Source organism: Streptomyces viridifaciens, from assembly GCF_001888885.2.
GTDB lineage: Bacteria > Actinomycetota > Actinomycetes > Streptomycetales > Streptomycetaceae > Kitasatospora > Kitasatospora aureofaciens.
On sequence record NZ_CP090841.1, the window covers coordinates 6,282,874 to 6,297,666 of the forward strand.

A 14,793-nucleotide genomic window follows, 5' to 3' on the forward strand; every position below is an offset into this window, starting at 1 on the left:
GAGGTCGCCGCAGCCCCGGCTGACTGAGCGCTGGCCCTCGTGCCCACAGCCGAAGAAGATTCACCGGGCGGGGCAGAGCGCCGATTGACCAGCTGATGGGGTATGGGTGCCTGTGCGACTTCATATGAGAAGTCGGCGAGTTCGACTTCCTAAGTCGGTTCGGCCTGGCCCGCGAGCCGTGGCCTGTGCGGTTTCCCGCGTCGCAACGCGGTTCGTCTTACGCGGGAAGTCGGGCGGTTCGACTTCCCGTGTCGGCTCGGCCTGGGGACGCGCGGGTTCGCTGGGACGGGGAGTGCGCCTCGCCCGGCTTTTCATGCCTCCGTGGGTGTTGGCCTTCCCCGTCTTGCTCCTGCGCGGGTCCTTGTGCGCGAGAAGTCGGTTGGTTCGACTTCCTGCGCTGACCCGGGGTGTGCGGGTTTGTCGGGCGGGGAGACACATCCACTCGTTTTCCCGCCTGCAGGGGTTCTTGTGTCTGAGAAGTCGGCGGGTTCGACTTCCCGTGTTGCGTCATCGGGTGGTGGCGTGTTCGGGGGTGGGGGTGGTGGGCGCGGGTTGCGGGGTGGGACGGGATTCGGCGGTGCGGGCGGCGAGGGCCAGGGCGGCTCCGATGAGGCAGAGGGCGGCGGCGACCAGGACGGCACGGTCGGTGCCGGTGGCGAGGGCGTGGGCGGCGGCTGCGGGGCCGAGGGTGGTGGGGCGGGCGGAGCCGGCGACGGCAACCGTGACGGCCACGCCCAGGGCCGAGCCGATGTAGCGGGAGGTGTTGTTGGCGCCCGAGCCCATGGCGGCCCGGTGGGCGGGGACGCTGCTGACCGCGAGCCGGGCGAGGGCCGCGTTGAGGACGCCGCTGCCGATGCCGGCGACCGCCAGGCCGGGGGCCAGGCGGAGCCAGCTGGAGTCGGGGGTGAGCCCGTACAGTCCGCCCTCGCCGAGGCCGCAGACCAGCAGGCCGAGGGCGACCTGGGAGGTGGCGGACAAGCGGGCGGCCAGTCGCCGGGCCTGGAGGGCGGAGAGCACGGACAGGCCGGACCAGAGGGCCAGCACTCCGCCCGCGGCGAGGCCGGAGAGGCCGAGCACGCCCTGGAGCAGGGTGGGCAGGTAGCTCATGAAGCCGACCAGCGACAGCCCGGTGAACAGGGCGCCGCCGGTCGCGGCGGTGAAGCCGGGGCTGCGGAACAGGGAGAGGTCGAGCATCGGCTCCCGGACCCTCGCCTCGACCAGCGTGAAGGCCGCGAGCAGCACCACCCCGCCCGCCAGCAGGGCCACCACAACAGGCCGTCCCCAGCCACTGCGGCCCTCGGCGAGACCGGCGATGAGCAGGGAGGTGCCGGTGGTGAGGGTCAGGACGCCGTACGGGTCGAGCGCACGGGGCCGCTCGGCCCGGGACTCGGTGAGGCAGGCGGCGGCCCAGGCGGTCACGGCGGCCGAGACCACGGCGAGCCCGCCGCTGACCGCGCGCCAGCCGAACCACTGTTGGACGAGTGCGCCGTAGACCGGCCCGACCGCGATGCCGAGGCCTACGGCCGCGCCCCAGATGCCAAGGGCCCGGATCCGGCCCGGCCCGGGCGGGTGGGCGTGGCTGATCAGGCCGAGCGCGGGCGCCAGGACGGCGGCCGAGGCGACGCCGAGCAGTACGCGGGCGGCCAGGTAGACGGCGCCGCCCGGGGCAAGTGCGGCGAGGGCCTCGGCGGCGGCGAACAGCAGCACGCCGAAGGTGAAGACCCGCTTGCGGCCGTGGTCGTCGGCGACGCTGCCGGCCGTGAGGAGGAGCGCCGAGATGCCGACCAGGGCGCCGGTGAGGATCCAGGTGCGGCCGGAGGCGCCGAGGTGGGCGGCCTGGGCGGTGGCGGCGAGCGAGGCGGTGGGGGCCGTGTAGGCGACGGTGGTCAGCGCGGTCGCGGTCGCCGTGACGGCCAGGGTCGCGCCGGGTCGGACGGCCGGGGTGGCGGTGGCGGTGGCGGAACCGGGCGGTGGTGCGGGGGGCATGGGTGTTCCCTCCGGAGGCTGAACCAATAGGTCTGGTGAATGAACCTTCGTCTCGGACAGCACGCTACCACCGCTGGTCTGTTCATTGAACCCACCTCGACGGTGGACTACGCTGGCCCGCATGGCGCTGGGAACGGACTACGAACTGCAGGACTGCGCACTGGCCCGCGCCCTGGAGGTGGTCGGCGAGCGCTGGAGCCTGCTGATCGTCCGCGACGCGTTCTACGGCGTGCAGCGCTTCAACGACTTCCTCACCCACCTCGGCATCCCGCGCGCCGTCCTCACCGCCCGCCTCAACGCCCTGGTCGCGGCCGGGGTGCTGCGCAAGGAGCCGTACCAGCAGGCGCCGCTGCGCCACGGTTACCTGCTCACCGAGACCGGCCTCGAACTCTGGGGGCCGCTCTACCAGTTGAGCCGCTGGGGCGGCCGGCACGCCACCGAGGGCGGCCCGCACCACCTCTTCGCGCACGCGCGCTGTGGCACCGACCTGGACCTCGTCGGCGCCTGCCCCAAGTGCGGCGGCGGGCCCGTCCCCCCGGCCGAGGTCGTCATGCGCCCGAACCCCGCCCACACCGGTGGCCACCGCGATGACCCGGTCTCCCGCGCGCTGGTCCGCTCGCACCTGCTGCTCGAACCGATCGCCTCGGCGGCGGCGTAACAGCGGGGCGCTGCCGGGGGCGCCCCGCCGGCGAGGCCGTCGACAGGTAGCCGACGGCCTCGCGGGCCAGGGCGCGTGCGCGGTCAGGAGTGGAACCGGACCTCCGGGTTGGCGGCGGTCGGCCCGTCGAGCAGTGTGGCAGGACCCGCCTGCCGCTGCGGGGCGGTTCGTGCACCAGCGTGGTCAGCGCTTCGGGCGAGGTGCCGGGGTGCGCACCGACTCGTCCGTGGTCGCCGGGCCGTTTGGCGTCGGCACCGGGACCAGTTCGTCGCTGAACCCGCCCGCACGTGGGCCCGGGCCGCCTTGGTGGGCGAGTGGGCCGCGAATTCGTCCATCGCCTCCCGTGAGAGCGACCACTTGGCCGCGATCAGCTCGGCGCTGACGCCTGCGCGACGGGCCCGCCCAGGTAGCGGGCCGCGACCGAGGCGCCGAACGGGTCCGCCCCCGGCGGCACGTTGGACCACATCGGCACCCGGCTCGTCGTCTCGATGCCGCAGGCCGCCGCCGCTCCGACGATCACCCCTGCGGCGCGAAGTGCACGGCCTGCGGGGAGGCCCCGGGAACCCCGCCGCGAGTCAGTCGCCGATCAGGTCGTCGACCGGGCCGGGTCGATGCCGTGGCGCCCGATCAGGGCTTGGCGGGTGTGGGGCGAGAAGCCCGCTAAGCGCTCACCCGGTGCTCCGGGCCCGGACTTCCTCCAGGAACTCCGCAGCCGCGCGGGCGTTGGGCACCGGGAGGGTGAGCGGCAACCCGGCCGAGTGTGTCCGGATCTCCAGCTCCCCGAGGTCGGACGCCCGGGCCGAGTGCACCTCCGCCCAGCGGTAGGCCTCCGTCGCGGCCAGCGGGTGCGGCGGCCGGTGCACCAGCCCGCCGACCGTCACCGTCAGCCGCCCCCGGTCGAACCGGACGCTCCCCTCGGTGCGCAGCGCCTCGTGCAGGGCGGCCCGGAGGCCGGGGGAGAGACGCTCGTCCACCTCCCGGAACAGTCCGTCCAGCCCGCGCAACTGTGCCAGCACCAGGGGCTCGTCCGCGCCCGCCGGCCATATTCGACCACGCTCGGGCTCGCCGCGCTGCCCGCCCGGGGCGTACTCGGCGGCCTCGATCTCGCCCCAGCGCAGCAGCCGTTCGCTGCCGTCCGCTCCGACCAGTGCCAGCCCGCCCTGGTGGAGCCGTACGGAACGCAGCCGGGGCGCGGGTCGCAGCCGCCCGTACCCGCTCACGGCCACCACCGCGACGGCCGCGACCACGGGCGCTGGCCACCACTCGCCGAGCGACCGGCAGAGCACGAGTGCCAGCAGCGCCGCAACGGCGTCCAGCCACGCCCGTGCCCGCCGCGGGACGGGCCGGAAGCCCCGGTGCACCCGCACCACCGGCCCGAGTGGACCGGCTGGTTCGCGCCGGGCCTGGCCGCCCTCCACGAGCGATCGCGCCCACCCCGGCGACCACACCATCGCCACTTCGGCCTCCTTGCACTCGGCGGTCTCCCCAACCGGAACTGCGACTGTCGGATCACCAGTTTCGATTGCCTACTACCCTTTGGAACAGTGCCAATCGACACCTTTTCGACCGAAACGGCCGAAGTGGGTCCGGGGTGGGGGTGCCGTTCGGCCCATGTGCGGCAGCGGCGGCACCGGAGGCGACAGCGACGGCGACCGTCAGCTCCTCGCTGCGCCGGACCCGATCTGCAGTCGACGCAGCAGCGCCGTGCCCGCCGGGTCCACGGACCGCCGGGTGTTGGCCAGCACCACCACTCCCACCTGCTTCTCCGGGTCGAACGCGACGAAGGAGCTGAACCCGCCCGTCCCCCCGTTGTGCCACAGCTGCAGGTGCCTGCCCTGCTGGGCGTGCAGACGGTGGCCGAGCCAGCCGAGGTGCGCCCAGGCGAACGGGTTGACCCGGTGCCTGGTTTCCCGGGTGAGCAGGATCGCCGGTGCCAGCGGCGCGTCGGGCTCGCGTTCGGCGGCCAACTGCGCGCGCAGGAGCACCGCGAGGTCGGCCGCGGTGGAGCGGAGGCCGCCCATGCCCGGGAGCGCCGCCAAGTCCCAGGAGGGCACCGGCCGCCCGCCGGGCGCGTGGCCGCGCGCCAGCCGTTCGGACTGTTCCGTGCCCGGCCGCAGGCAGGTGTCGGCCAGCCCCAGCGGCGCGCAGACCTCGCGCGCCACCAGCTCGTCGTACCCGGTGCCGGCCCGGTGGGCGAGGGCCATCCCGAGCAGCCCGGCGCCGAGGTTGGAGTAGCGGAAGCTGCGCCCGGGGGCGGAGTGCAGTCTCGTCCGGGCGAGTCCGGAGAGTATTCGCTCGGTGGTGCAATGGGCGTACGGATCGGGCTGGTTGGGCCGGAGCAGGGCGCGCAGCGCCATGCCCCGGGGCAGGCGCGGGAGCCCCGAGGTGTGGGTCGCGAGGTGCCGTAGCGTGATCGGCCGGCCGTTCCGGACCGGGACGGCCGCCGGGCCGTGGAGCACCTCGGCGAGCGGCTCGTCGAGCCCCACCGCACCGTCGAGCGCCAGCCGGGCGAGTACGAGCGAGGTGAACACCTTGGTGACGGAACCGATGTCGAAGAGCGTGTGCGCCCCGGGCACCCCGCCGCCGGGCCCCGTCCGCCCGGCGCCGTGGATCTCCAGGGCGCCACCGGCCAGCCCGGCGACCACCACACCGACGTGCCGAGCCGCGAGCCGGGCGGCGGTCTGCTCCACGAGGCTGGCGAGTTCGTTCATGTGCGCGAGCCTAGGCGGCCGTGACCTGCGAGGTCGTCAGCCCGGAAAACGATTTCGATCACTCCGGATGCTCCCCCGGGTGTACGCCCCACGCCGCCCGGAGCAGTAGGCAGAGCGCGGCGGGAACGGCGGGCAGCCCGACGCGCCGCACCCGGCAGCGCCTCGACCCGCCCGCCACGGGACCCGCCCGGGACACCGAGCCCGCCCGGACGGCGGACCCGCCCCGCCGCGGACCCGCCGTCAGCAGCTCAGGTTGCCCCCGGGCACGGTGCCGAGGATCTGCACGAAGCCCTGAAACAGGCTGATCCGGTGCTGCATCTGCGCGGTGTTGTTGCCGTTGCACTCCAGCGCGCCGTTGATGCTGCGGATCGTCTCACCGAAGCCCCGCCCGTTGACCATCGCGTCGTGCGCGGTCATGGTGCCCGGGCCGTTCTGGGTGTTCCAGTACCAGAGGCCGGTCTTCCAGGCCACCGCCGGATCGGTCTGCACCAGGTCCGGGTGGTTCAGCAGGTCGAGGCCGAGTGCGTCGCCCGCCGCCTTGTAGTTGAAGTTCCAGCTCAGCTGGATCGGTCCGCGCCCGTAGTACGCCGCCTGCCCGGCCGGGCACCCGTACGGCTGCGAAGTGTCGCAGTAGTGCGGGTAGTTGGACGTGTTCTGCTCGACCACGTAGAGCAGTCCGCCGGTCTCGTGGCTGACGTTGGCGAGGAAGGCCGCGGCCTCCTGCCGCCGTACGGTGTCGCTGCCGGTGGCGGCGAAGCCGGGGTACGCGCTGGTCGCGTCCAGCAGGCCCTGGTAGGTGTAGAAGGGGTTCCGGTTCGGGAACATCTGGTCGAACTGCGCCTGGCTGACCGGGAATCCGCCCGGGTCGGTCGTCCGGGTCGGAGTGGGCGTCGGGCCGGGGCCGGTGGGTCCGCCGCAGGGGCCCTGGTCGGCCCAGACCCCGGAGCCGCCGGTGCTCGGCGGCTCGTTCTGGGTCCACCACTTGGCGGTCCAGTTGTGCCCGTTGTACGAGACGGCGGCGCCGCCGGTGTACACGGCGCCGGAACTCCACGGGGTGCCGCAGACGGCGGCGCTGGCGGAGGCCGGGAGGAGCACCGCGAGTGCGAGCGCCGTGACCACGGCGGACAGCAGCGCGAGCAGGCGTTTGGTTGACACGTCATCACCCCTTGTGCGGTGGGGGCCGCACGTCGTCGAGACAGGGACCTGGTCGGGGCAGGGGAGCCGGGCCCCGCGGGGGCGCGTCGTGGGGGACGGCCGACCGGGGTGGTGCGGGCCGGTACGGGGCTGGCACCGACTCAAGCGGAATGGTCTATACCTGTCAAGAGCTTGGGCGGAAGTGGCTTCCGAAGGAGTGCGTATTGGGGGTTCCGGGGGCGTGCGGGGTCCCGCCTACGCCTCCCCGAGCGCCGCCCGCAGGCGCGCCGCGACCTCCGCCGCCCCCGCCTCGTCCGGGTACTTCCCCCGCGGCCAGAAGAACCCGCGAAGCCCGTCCTTCGGATTGCGCGGCACCACGTGCACGTGCAGGTGCGGCACCGACTGGCTGATCCGGTTGTTCGCCGCCACGAAGCTGCCCGCCGCGCCCAGTCCCCGCTCGACCGCCGCCGCCACCCGCTGCACCCGCAGGAAGAACGGCCCGACCTCCTCGGCCGGCAGGTCCGCCAGGGTCCGGTGGTGGGCGCGCGGTACCACCAGAACGTGGCCGGGGAAGAGCGGCCGGCGGTCCAGGAAGGCCACCGCCGTCCCGTCGTCCAGCACCCGGTGCGCGGGTTCCTCACCCGCCACCACCGCACAGAACACGCAGTCCATCCGTCCATTCAAGCCAGGGGCGGCGTTCCCGGCGTCCCCGCAGACCCTGGCGCGCCGGGCCTCCACCCGTCCGGCGTCGACCGGGTGCACCCGCGCCGCCGCCCCACCGCGACCAGCGGCGGGGCAGGCCCAGCGGCAGCGGCAGCGGCGCACGCCGAGAAGCGCGGCACGCCCGCTCGAAAGTCCGGCCTCCTACTCGTACCGGTACAGCAGCGCCTCCCGCTCCGCCTGCTCGATCATCTCGACGGTCAGCGAGTCGTCCCGCAGGTGCGACAGCGTCACCTCCGCCGAGCTCGGCTGCGCGTCCTTCGCCAGCCAGTTCTCCGGCTTCCACGCCGAAGCCCGCAGCAGCGACTTCGGGCAGTGCGCGTACACCTCCTCGACGGCGACCACGATCGCGCTGCGCGGCGGCTTGCCGACGGCGGTGAGCTGCCGCAGCAGCTCCGGGTCGGTGGAGACGCAGGCGCGCCCGTTGACCCGGAGTGTGGTGTCCCGGCCGGGTACGACGAAGAGCAGCCCGACCCGGCCGTTCTCCAGGATGTTGTGGAGGGTGTCCAACCGCTTGTTGCCGGTGGCGTCCGGAATGGCCAGGGTGTACTCGTCGAGCACCGAGACCAGTCCGGCCGGCCCGCCGCGCGGGGAGACGTCGCAGCGCCCGGCGGCGTCCGAGCTGGCGACGAACACGAGCGAGGAGCAGGCTATGAGCCGCTGGGCGACCTCGTGCAGGCGGTCGACCTGCTTGCGGCGCGCGTGGTCGCCCGGCTGTTCGTAGACCTCCCGCAGCTGCGCCGGGTCGGTGAGGGCTCCCGCGCGGAGGGCGGCGAACAGGCCGTTCGGTTTGCCCGAAGCGGCGGTTGACGGTGCGGTGGCGTCCGGTGTGAGGGTCATCCCGGGAATGTAGCCGAGGCCGTTCGCCGAGCCGCCGGCCCGGGTTCGTGATCCCGACACCGCTCCGCCCGCGGCAGCCGTCCCGCGCCCACGGCGGCTCGACCCGCCCCGGTTTCCACCACTCTCCGTGAAACAGCCGCCCTACCCCTCCCCACCAGCGGTTTTCCGCTGATAATGGGGCCAGGGACTCCAGCCAGCCGGAGGTGGTGGCCGTGATCATCAGAATCTGGGCCGGGCAGGTCACGGCCGATCGCATCGAGGAGTTCTGCGCCCACCTGACCAGCCAGGTGCTGCCGCAGCTCGGGCGGACGGACGGCTGCCTCGGCGGTGAACTGCTGCGCTCGGTGGCCGAGGACGGGCACCGGGTGCTCGTGGTCAGTCGCTGGCGCGACGAGGAGGCCCTGCGCGGATACGCAGGGCCGATGTGGCGGATCCGGCCGGTCTGGTCGGAGGGCGAACTGCACTACCTCATGCACCCGCCGGAGGTCACCCACTTCATGCCGATCACCGCACCAGCCACCCTCTGAAAGCCCCCGAAAACCGCCTGAACCGGGAGTGAGTTCCCGGATGAACCGGGGTGAGCCGAGCCCTGGATCCCCGGTCCCTCACGCCGAGAGCGGCACCGAGTGGATCTCGTCCGCCGGGTGCCCGGTACGTTCGTGCACCCGCTGGACCGCGTCCCTGGACGGCGCCTCGGACAGGCAGTACACCGTGCCCGACTCCGGGTCCGCCCAGGCGTGCTCGAAGTGCACGCCTTCTTCGCCCTCGATCGCCGCGTCGGCCGCGTGGGCCGCCCTGAACTGCTCCGCCGTGATCCCGGTCATCCCGCGGTGGACGTCCATGAACTTCATCGTCGCCGCCTCCGATCCGAAGCTTGCCCCACCACCAGCCTCGCCCTGCCCGCACACCGGCGCCACCAGTGCCGAGCACGGAGTGCCGTCGGCATTCCCCGCAGGACCGTGAAACAGGCCACAGCGGAACACTCTCCCTCGGCTCGCGTCCCGCGTGGCACAATGTCGTCAACAGCAGTGACGTTCAGCGCACTCCGGGGTCGGTGAAAATCCGAACCGGCGGTTACAGTCCGCGACCCGTCCGCAGCCAGCGGCCGGTTGACCAGGTGAAATTCCTGGACCGACGGTTAAAGTCCGGATGGGAGGCGTGCGCGGGCGGACGAAGAGCAGTACCCGTGGTCCATCGACGTCCATCGTGAGATCGGCAGGGCCACGGTCAGGTGAACGGCGGGAGCACTGTCTCCCGGGCCGGGTGAGCGATCTCCCGGCGGCTCCGGTACCCCCGGCGACGGGTGGTGCGCGGGTCCGCGCACCGGTGCCCGTCCGTGTCATCTCCCTCTGCCGCCCCGGAGTCCGCGCCCCAAGCGCGAGGAGACCCGGGTGTTCACCGGCATCATCGAAGAGCTCGGCGAGGTCGTGTCGATCGAGGAGATCGGCGACTCCTCGCGAATCCGCCTGCGTGGTCCGGTTGTTCGTGACGGCGCGCGCCACGGGGACTCCATCGCGGTCAACGGCGTCTGTCTGACCGTCGTCGACACCCCCGAGCAACTGGCCGCCGAGACCGGTGAGTTCAGCGCCGACGTGATGGCCGAGACGCTGCACCGCTCCAGCCTGGGCGAGCTGAAGCCTGGTTCCCCGGTCAACCTGGAGCGCGCGATGGCGCTCGGCGCCCGGCTCGGGGGCCACCTGGTCCAGGGCCATGTCGACGCCACCGGACGGCTGTTGAGCCGTGAGCCGGGCGAGCGCGACGCGGACGGCAACCTGCGCTGGGAGGTGCTGCGCTTCTCGCTGCCGGAGTCCATCTCCCGCTACCTGGTGGAGAAGGGCTCGATCACGGTCGACGGCGTCAGCCTCACCGTCGTGGAGGCGGCCCGCGACAGCTTCACCGTCAGCCTCATCCCGGCAACCCTCGCGCTCACCACGCTCGGTGCCAAGGCGCTGGGCGAGAGCGTCAACCTCGAGGTGGACGTGCTCGCCAAGTACGTGGAGCGGCTGCTCGAATCGCGCACCCTCCCCAACCTGCCGAACATCCCGAACCCCACGAACCTGCCGAACATCCCGGACCTTCCGGTTTCCGACTCCACGGGGGAGAGCAAGTGAGCTGGCTCAGCGGCGAGGCGTTCACCGTCCTCGGCGAACACGTGAAGTGGGCCGACATGATCGGCAACCTGCTCGGCTTCGGCGGCCTGGCGCTCGGCTGGCGCCGCTCGGTCTGGAGCTGGCCGGTCCAACTCCTCTCCGGCGTCGTGCTGATCACCGCCTACCTCGGCGGCCACGTCCCCGGTCTGATCGGCAAGCAGCTGATCGTCATCGTCACCGCGGCCTGGGGCTGGGCGCAGTGGCGCCGCGGCCGCCGCGACACCGGGACGATCGCCGTACGGTTCGCCAGCTGGCCCGAGCGGGCCGCCCTGGTGGCCGGCACCGCGGTCGGCACCGTCGGCCTGGCCCTGCTGTTCACCGCGTACCCCAAGCTGTCCTGGAGCCCCTGGTCGGACGCCTACATCTTCGTCGGCACGCTCGCCGCGATGGTTGCCCAGGCGCGCGGCTGGCTGGAGTTCTGGTTCGCCTGGATAGCGGTCGACGCGGTCGGCGTCCCGTTCGCCTTCAACAGCGGCTACACCTTCTCCGGCCTGACCTACTCCGTCTACTTCGTCCTGGTGCTGCTCGGACTGCGCTCCTGGTGGCTGAGCACCCGTGAGCCGCGAGCCACGTCCTCCAACGTCCCGCAGGGAGCCACGGCATGACCGCGAACCAGACCCACCCCGACAGCACCGGTGACGAGCTCGCCCTCGACCCGGTCGAGCGGGCGATCGCCGACATCGCGCTCGGCCGCGCGGTGGTCGTGGTCGACGACGAGGACCGCGAGAACGAGGGCGACCTCGTCTTCGCCGCCTCCGCCGCCACCCCGGAGCTGATGGCCTTCACCATCCGCTACAGCTCCGGCGTGATCTGCGCCCCGATGACCGGCGCGGAGCTGGACCGACTCAAGCTGCCGCCGATGACCCAGGTCAACGAGGACCGCAAGGGCACCGCCTACACCGTCTCGGTGGACGCTCGCGAGGGTGTGGACACCGGCATCTCCGCCGCCGACCGCGCCCGCACCGTACGGCTGCTGTCCTCGCCCGGCACCGAGCCCGGCGACCTCACCCGCCCCGGGCACGTCTTCCCGCTGCGCGCCGTCGAGGGCGGCGTGCTGATCCGCCCCGGGCACACCGAGGCCGCCGTGGACCTCGCCCGGCTCGCCGGGCTGGCACCGGCCGGCGCGATCGCCGAGGTGGTCAACGACGACGGCACCATGGCCAGGCTGCCCGAACTGGTCGCCTTCGCCCGCGAGCACGGCCTGGCGATCATCTCCATCGAGGACCTGATCGCCTACCGCCGCCGCACCGAGCTGCACGTGGACCGGGCCGCCGTCACCGCCCTGCCCACCGCGCACGGCGAGTTCACCGCCGTCGGCTACCAGGGCACCATCGACGGCGTCGAGCACATCGCCCTGGTGGCCGGCGGCCTCGGGGCGGACGGACGGCTGCCGGACGGCGAGGACGTCCTGGTGCGGGTCCACTCCGAGTGCCTGACCGGTGACGTCTTCGGCTCCCTGCGCTGCGACTGCGGCCCCCAGCTGGAGGCCTCGCTCCAGCGGGTCGCCGAGGCCGGCCGCGGCGTGGTGCTCTACCTGCGCGGCCACGAGGGCCGGGGGATCGGCCTGGCGCACAAGCTGCGCGCGTACGAGCTCCAGGAGCAGGGCCGCGACACCGTCGACGCCAACCTGGAACTCGGCCTGCCCGCCGACGCCCGCGACTACAGCATCGCGGCGCAGATGCTGGCGGACCTCGGCGTGCGCTCGCTGACCCTCCTGACCAACAACCCGCGGAAGCTGACCGCACTCACCGACCACGGCCTCAAGGTCAAGGGGCGTGAAGCGGTCGAGATCGCGCCGGGCGAGCACAACGTGCGCTACCTGCGCACCAAGCGCGACCGGATGGGCCACGACCTGCCCGGCCTCGACTCCTGACGCTCGGCGCCTGACGCACCCCGCCGCTGCCTCCGCCGCCGCCCGCCCCGCCCCGCCCTTCAACGACCACCGAAACGACAGAACGGAACACCGACATGAGCGGCCACGGAGCCCCCGAGCTGACCATCGACGGCGCCGCAGACCTCAAGGTCGCGGTCATCGCCGCCCAGTGGCACGACCAGGTGATGAACGGCCTGCTGGACGGCGCCCACCGTGCGCTCAAGGAACTGGGCGTCGTCGAGCCGACCGTCCTGCGCGTCCCCGGCACCTTCGAGCTGCCGGTCGCCGCGAAGCGCCTCGCCGAGCACGGCTACGACGCCGTGGTCGCCCTCGGCGTGGTGATCCGCGGCGGCACCCCGCACTTCGACTACGTCTGCCAGGCGGCCACCGCCGGCCTCACCCAGGTCAGCGTGGACACCGGCGTCCCGGTCGGATTCGGCGTGCTGACCTGCGACAACGAGGAGCAGGCGCTCGACCGCGCGGGCCTGCCGGGCTCGGCCGAGGACAAGGGCCACGAGGCCGTCACCGCCGCCGTCGCGACCGCGGTGACCCTCCGCGACCTCCACTGAGCACGGGTGACCGGTCCCGGACCGCGGAGGTCCAGCCGACCGTCCACGGTCCGGGACCGTTTACCGCCAGTCAGCCCGCACGCCGTATGGTGAGTCCCATCATGGCTTCGAAGACATTCGAGGAGCTCTTCGCCGAGCTCCAGCAGAAGGCCGCCACCGGCGACCCCTCGTCCTCCCGCACCGCCCAGCTCGTCCAGCAGGGCGTCCATTCGATCGGCAAGAAGGTCGTCGAGGAGGCCGCCGAGGTCTGGATGGCCGCCGAGTTCCAGTCGGACGAGCAGACGGCGGAGGAAATCTCGCAGCTCCTGTACCACCTTCAGGTGATGATGATCGCCCGCGGGCTGACGCTGGACGACGTCTACAAGTACCTCTAGAACACCGGGCGGACAGAACACCCGGAAGAACAGCCGGCAGAACGCCCGGGCTCCCCGAGCACACCGCTCCCAACAGGTAAGGAAGCAACCTCCCATGCTGCGCATCGCCGTCCCCAACAAGGGTTCGCTCTCGGGTCCCGCGGCGGAGATGCTCCATGAGGCCGGCTACCGCCAGCGGAAGGACCCCAAGGAGCTGGTGCTCGTCGACCCCAACAACGAGGTCGAGTTCTTCTTCCTCCGCCCGCGGGACATCGCCGTCTACGTCGGCTCCGGCCGCCTCGACGTCGGCATCACCGGCCGCGACCTGCTGCTGGACTCGCACTCCAACGCGGAGGAGGTGCTCGCCCTCGGTTTCGCCGGGTCGACCTTCCGCTTCGCCCGCCCCGAGGGCGTGGACGTCAAGGACGTGAAGGGCCTGGAGGGCCTGCGCATCGCGACCTCCTACACCGGTCTGGTCGAGCAGCACCTGGCCGACCACGGGGTGAAGGCGACGGTCACCAAGCTGGACGGCGCGGTCGAGACCGCGGTGCAGCTGGGCGTCGCCGACGTGATCGCCGACGTGGTGGAGACCGGCACCAGCCTGCGCAACGCCGGCCTGGAGGTCTTCGGCGAGCCGATCCTGATCTCGGACGCCGTGGTGATCCGCCCCAAGGGCGCGGGCGAGGACGCCCGGGTCGATCAGTTCCTGCGCCGCCTGCAGGGCGTGCTGGTGGCCCGCCGCTACGTGCTGATGGACTACGACATCCGCGCCGAGAAGGTCGGCGCCGCCGTCGCGCTGACCCCCGGCCTGGAGTCGCCGACCGTCTCCCCGCTGCACACCGAGGGCTGGGTGGCCGTCCGCTCGATGGTGCTCCGCAAGGAGGCCCAGCAGATCATGGACGACCTGTGGGGCATCGGCGCCCGGGCGATCCTGGTCACCAACATCCACGCCTGCCGCCTCTGACCTGCTCTCACGAGGTGCCCCGCGACCTGCGCGCGGGTGCGGCTCGCACGGCCTGCTCGCACATCCGCGGGTAAAGAACGGTTCAATGGGGCGGGGACGCCGACCGGCGTCCCCGCCCTCGTGCTGTCGCGAACCCGGAACCACCGGACCCGGAACCACCGGATCCCGAACCACCGGCCCGAGAACCACCGGAGACCCCACGTGTCCACCCCGCCCGTCGAGATCCCCGTCACCTGGGCGCCCCGCCGCACCCGGGTGGTGCTGCTTCCGGTCTGCGCCCTGCTCGTGGCGCTGTTCGTCGTGCTGGCGATGCTGCTCCCGGCGAGCTGGCAGCTCAACGACCGGATCATGATGATCGCCAGCGGGGTGCTGTTCGCCGGCGTGGGCCTGATGCTGGCCCGTCCGCGGGTGAGCGCCGACGCGGAGGGCGTGACGGTGGTCAACTTCGTCCGCAGCCGCCGACTGGCCTGGGCCGAGATCGTCCGGGTCAACTTCCGCCAGGGCGACCCGTGGGCCACCCTTGACCTCGCCGACGGCACCTCACTCGCCGCGGTCGGCATCCAGTCCGGAGTCGGCAAGGCCCAGGCGATCGCGGACGCCCGTGCGCTGCGCGACCTGGTCGAGCACCACGCCCAGGTCTGACGGCACACGGCGGCCACCGGCCCCCGGGCCACCCCCCCCGGGGCCACCGTCCCCCGGGGCCCGGGCCAACCGCCTCCGGGCCACCGCCCCCCGGCCAGTGTCCCCAGTGGGTCCGAACACGCTTCCTACCACCGCGCCGGTATGGTCTACGCTGGTAAAAGCGGGGCAAAGCTAAGCCCTGTCCGAAAACGAC

The 14,793-nt window shown here is 72.9% G+C and carries 17 protein-coding genes and 1 riboswitch; of the genes, 9 read left to right on the top strand and 8 right to left on the bottom strand.

Translation table 11 applies throughout. The features are described 5' to 3' along the window. Window positions 1-507: 507 nt before the first annotated feature. Complete coding sequence (locus BOQ63_RS35530) at window positions 508-1,986, bottom strand: MFS transporter (RefSeq protein WP_191093612.1); 1,479 nt, start codon at window positions 1,984-1,986, stop codon at window positions 508-510. A 121-nt stretch (window positions 1,987-2,107) separates the two neighbouring features. Between BOQ63_RS35530 and BOQ63_RS35535 the strand changes: the two genes are divergently transcribed. Further along, window positions 2,108-2,644 carry a winged helix-turn-helix transcriptional regulator gene (locus BOQ63_RS35535; RefSeq protein WP_072655630.1) on the top strand — a complete coding sequence of 179 codons (537 nt, stop codon included), beginning with the start codon at window positions 2,108-2,110 and terminating at the stop codon, window positions 2,642-2,644. A gap of 367 nt (window positions 2,645-3,011) precedes the next feature. On the opposite strand, the gene BOQ63_RS35540 is transcribed toward BOQ63_RS35535, so the two are convergent. The 6 genes from BOQ63_RS35540 to BOQ63_RS35565 all read right to left on the bottom strand — a co-directional run bounded on the left by BOQ63_RS35540 (window position 3,012) and on the right by BOQ63_RS35565 (window position 8,049). After that, window positions 3,012-3,164 carry a hypothetical protein gene (locus tag BOQ63_RS35540; RefSeq protein ID WP_157846522.1) on the bottom strand — a complete coding sequence of 51 codons (153 nt, stop codon included), beginning with the start codon at window positions 3,162-3,164 and terminating at the stop codon, window positions 3,012-3,014. 148 nt (window positions 3,165-3,312) lie between these two features. After that, entirely contained in the window at window positions 3,313-4,101 is a 789-nt protein-coding gene (locus BOQ63_RS35545; protein WP_030552452.1) for a hypothetical protein, read from the bottom strand. A gap of 198 nt (window positions 4,102-4,299) precedes the next feature. Beyond that, window positions 4,300-5,355 carry a serine hydrolase domain-containing protein gene (locus BOQ63_RS35550; RefSeq protein ID WP_046386842.1) on the bottom strand — a complete coding sequence of 352 codons (1,056 nt, stop codon included), beginning with the start codon at window positions 5,353-5,355 and terminating at the stop codon, window positions 4,300-4,302. Between the two features lie 240 nt (window positions 5,356-5,595). Next, window positions 5,596-6,510 carry a glycoside hydrolase family 19 protein gene (locus tag BOQ63_RS35555; RefSeq protein ID WP_150476235.1) on the bottom strand — a complete coding sequence of 305 codons (915 nt, stop codon included), beginning with the start codon at window positions 6,508-6,510 and terminating at the stop codon, window positions 5,596-5,598. A 234-nt stretch (window positions 6,511-6,744) separates the two neighbouring features. Then, a complete protein-coding gene (locus BOQ63_RS35560; protein ID WP_030279828.1) occupies window positions 6,745-7,161 on the bottom strand; it encodes an HIT family protein in 417 nt (138 codons plus the stop codon). Between the two features lie 192 nt (window positions 7,162-7,353). Continuing rightward, complete coding sequence (locus BOQ63_RS35565) at window positions 7,354-8,049, bottom strand: MSMEG_1061 family FMN-dependent PPOX-type flavoprotein (RefSeq protein WP_072656423.1); 696 nt, start codon at window positions 8,047-8,049, stop codon at window positions 7,354-7,356. A gap of 212 nt (window positions 8,050-8,261) precedes the next feature. Here BOQ63_RS35565 and BOQ63_RS35570 point away from each other — a divergent pair, with 212 nt between their 5' ends. Beyond that, window positions 8,262-8,576, top strand: a complete 315-nt coding sequence (locus BOQ63_RS35570) for an antibiotic biosynthesis monooxygenase family protein (RefSeq protein WP_157846521.1) — start codon at window positions 8,262-8,264, stop codon at window positions 8,574-8,576. Window positions 8,577-8,654: 78 nt separating this feature from the next. Here BOQ63_RS35570 and BOQ63_RS35575 read toward each other — a convergent pair whose 3' ends face one another. Continuing rightward, on the bottom strand, window positions 8,655-8,900 hold the full coding sequence (locus BOQ63_RS35575; RefSeq protein WP_030552446.1) for an SCO4226 family nickel-binding protein: 246 nt from the start codon (window positions 8,898-8,900) through the stop codon (window positions 8,655-8,657). A 186-nt stretch (window positions 8,901-9,086) separates the two neighbouring features. Then, a riboswitch (FMN riboswitch) is annotated at window positions 9,087-9,214 on the top strand. A 226-nt stretch (window positions 9,215-9,440) separates the two neighbouring features. Between BOQ63_RS35575 and BOQ63_RS35580 the strand changes: the two genes are divergently transcribed. The 7 genes from BOQ63_RS35580 (at window position 9,441) to BOQ63_RS35610 (ending at window position 14,600) form a co-directional block, all read left to right on the top strand. After that, window positions 9,441-10,160, top strand: coding sequence for a riboflavin synthase (locus tag BOQ63_RS35580; RefSeq protein ID WP_072655632.1), 720 nt, complete (start codon window positions 9,441-9,443; stop codon window positions 10,158-10,160). Continuing rightward, window positions 10,157-10,804 carry a nicotinamide mononucleotide transporter family protein gene (locus tag BOQ63_RS35585; protein ID WP_030279818.1) on the top strand — a complete coding sequence of 216 codons (648 nt, stop codon included), beginning with the start codon at window positions 10,157-10,159 and terminating at the stop codon, window positions 10,802-10,804. The genes BOQ63_RS35580 and BOQ63_RS35585 overlap by 4 nt, the downstream gene beginning before the upstream one ends. Further along, window positions 10,801-12,072 (top strand): bifunctional 3,4-dihydroxy-2-butanone-4-phosphate synthase/GTP cyclohydrolase II, encoded by a 1,272-nt coding sequence (locus BOQ63_RS35590; RefSeq protein ID WP_072655633.1) that lies wholly within the window; start codon window positions 10,801-10,803, stop codon window positions 12,070-12,072. Before BOQ63_RS35585 ends, BOQ63_RS35590 begins: the two co-directional genes overlap by 4 nt. A 95-nt stretch (window positions 12,073-12,167) precedes the next feature. Next, window positions 12,168-12,641: a 6,7-dimethyl-8-ribityllumazine synthase gene (gene ribH / locus BOQ63_RS35595; protein WP_072655634.1), complete on the top strand. Its 474-nt coding sequence runs from the start codon at window positions 12,168-12,170 to the stop codon at window positions 12,639-12,641. Window positions 12,642-12,742: 101 nt separating this feature from the next. Further along, window positions 12,743-13,015 carry a phosphoribosyl-ATP diphosphatase gene (locus BOQ63_RS35600; protein ID WP_030279806.1) on the top strand — a complete coding sequence of 91 codons (273 nt, stop codon included), beginning with the start codon at window positions 12,743-12,745 and terminating at the stop codon, window positions 13,013-13,015. Window positions 13,016-13,109: 94 nt separating this feature from the next. After that, window positions 13,110-13,958, top strand: coding sequence for an ATP phosphoribosyltransferase (gene hisG / locus BOQ63_RS35605; protein WP_030279804.1), 849 nt, complete (start codon window positions 13,110-13,112; stop codon window positions 13,956-13,958). A 201-nt stretch (window positions 13,959-14,159) separates the two neighbouring features. Beyond that, window positions 14,160-14,600: a PH domain-containing protein gene (locus BOQ63_RS35610; protein WP_030279803.1), complete on the top strand. Its 441-nt coding sequence runs from the start codon at window positions 14,160-14,162 to the stop codon at window positions 14,598-14,600. Window positions 14,601-14,793: the final 193 nt, after the last annotated feature.

Coding starts and splice junctions, on each gene's coding strand:
- BOQ63_RS35530 (WP_191093612.1), bottom strand. CDS start 1,986: ATGCCCCCCGCACCACCGCCCGGTTCCGCCACCGCCACCGCCACCCCG.
- BOQ63_RS35535 (WP_072655630.1), top strand. CDS start 2,108: ATGGCGCTGGGAACGGACTACGAACTGCAGGACTGCGCACTGGCCCGC.
- BOQ63_RS35550 (WP_046386842.1), bottom strand. CDS start 5,355: ATGAACGAACTCGCCAGCCTCGTGGAGCAGACCGCCGCCCGGCTCGCG.
- BOQ63_RS35560 (WP_030279828.1), bottom strand. CDS start 7,161: ATGGACTGCGTGTTCTGTGCGGTGGTGGCGGGTGAGGAACCCGCGCAC.
- BOQ63_RS35565 (WP_072656423.1), bottom strand. CDS start 8,049: ATGACCCTCACACCGGACGCCACCGCACCGTCAACCGCCGCTTCGGGC.
- BOQ63_RS35575 (WP_030552446.1), bottom strand. CDS start 8,900: ATGAAGTTCATGGACGTCCACCGCGGGATGACCGGGATCACGGCGGAG.
- BOQ63_RS35590 (WP_072655633.1), top strand. CDS start 10,801: ATGACCGCGAACCAGACCCACCCCGACAGCACCGGTGACGAGCTCGCC.
- ribH (WP_072655634.1), top strand. CDS start 12,168: ATGAGCGGCCACGGAGCCCCCGAGCTGACCATCGACGGCGCCGCAGAC.
- BOQ63_RS35600 (WP_030279806.1), top strand. CDS start 12,743: ATGGCTTCGAAGACATTCGAGGAGCTCTTCGCCGAGCTCCAGCAGAAG.
- hisG (WP_030279804.1), top strand. CDS start 13,110: ATGCTGCGCATCGCCGTCCCCAACAAGGGTTCGCTCTCGGGTCCCGCG.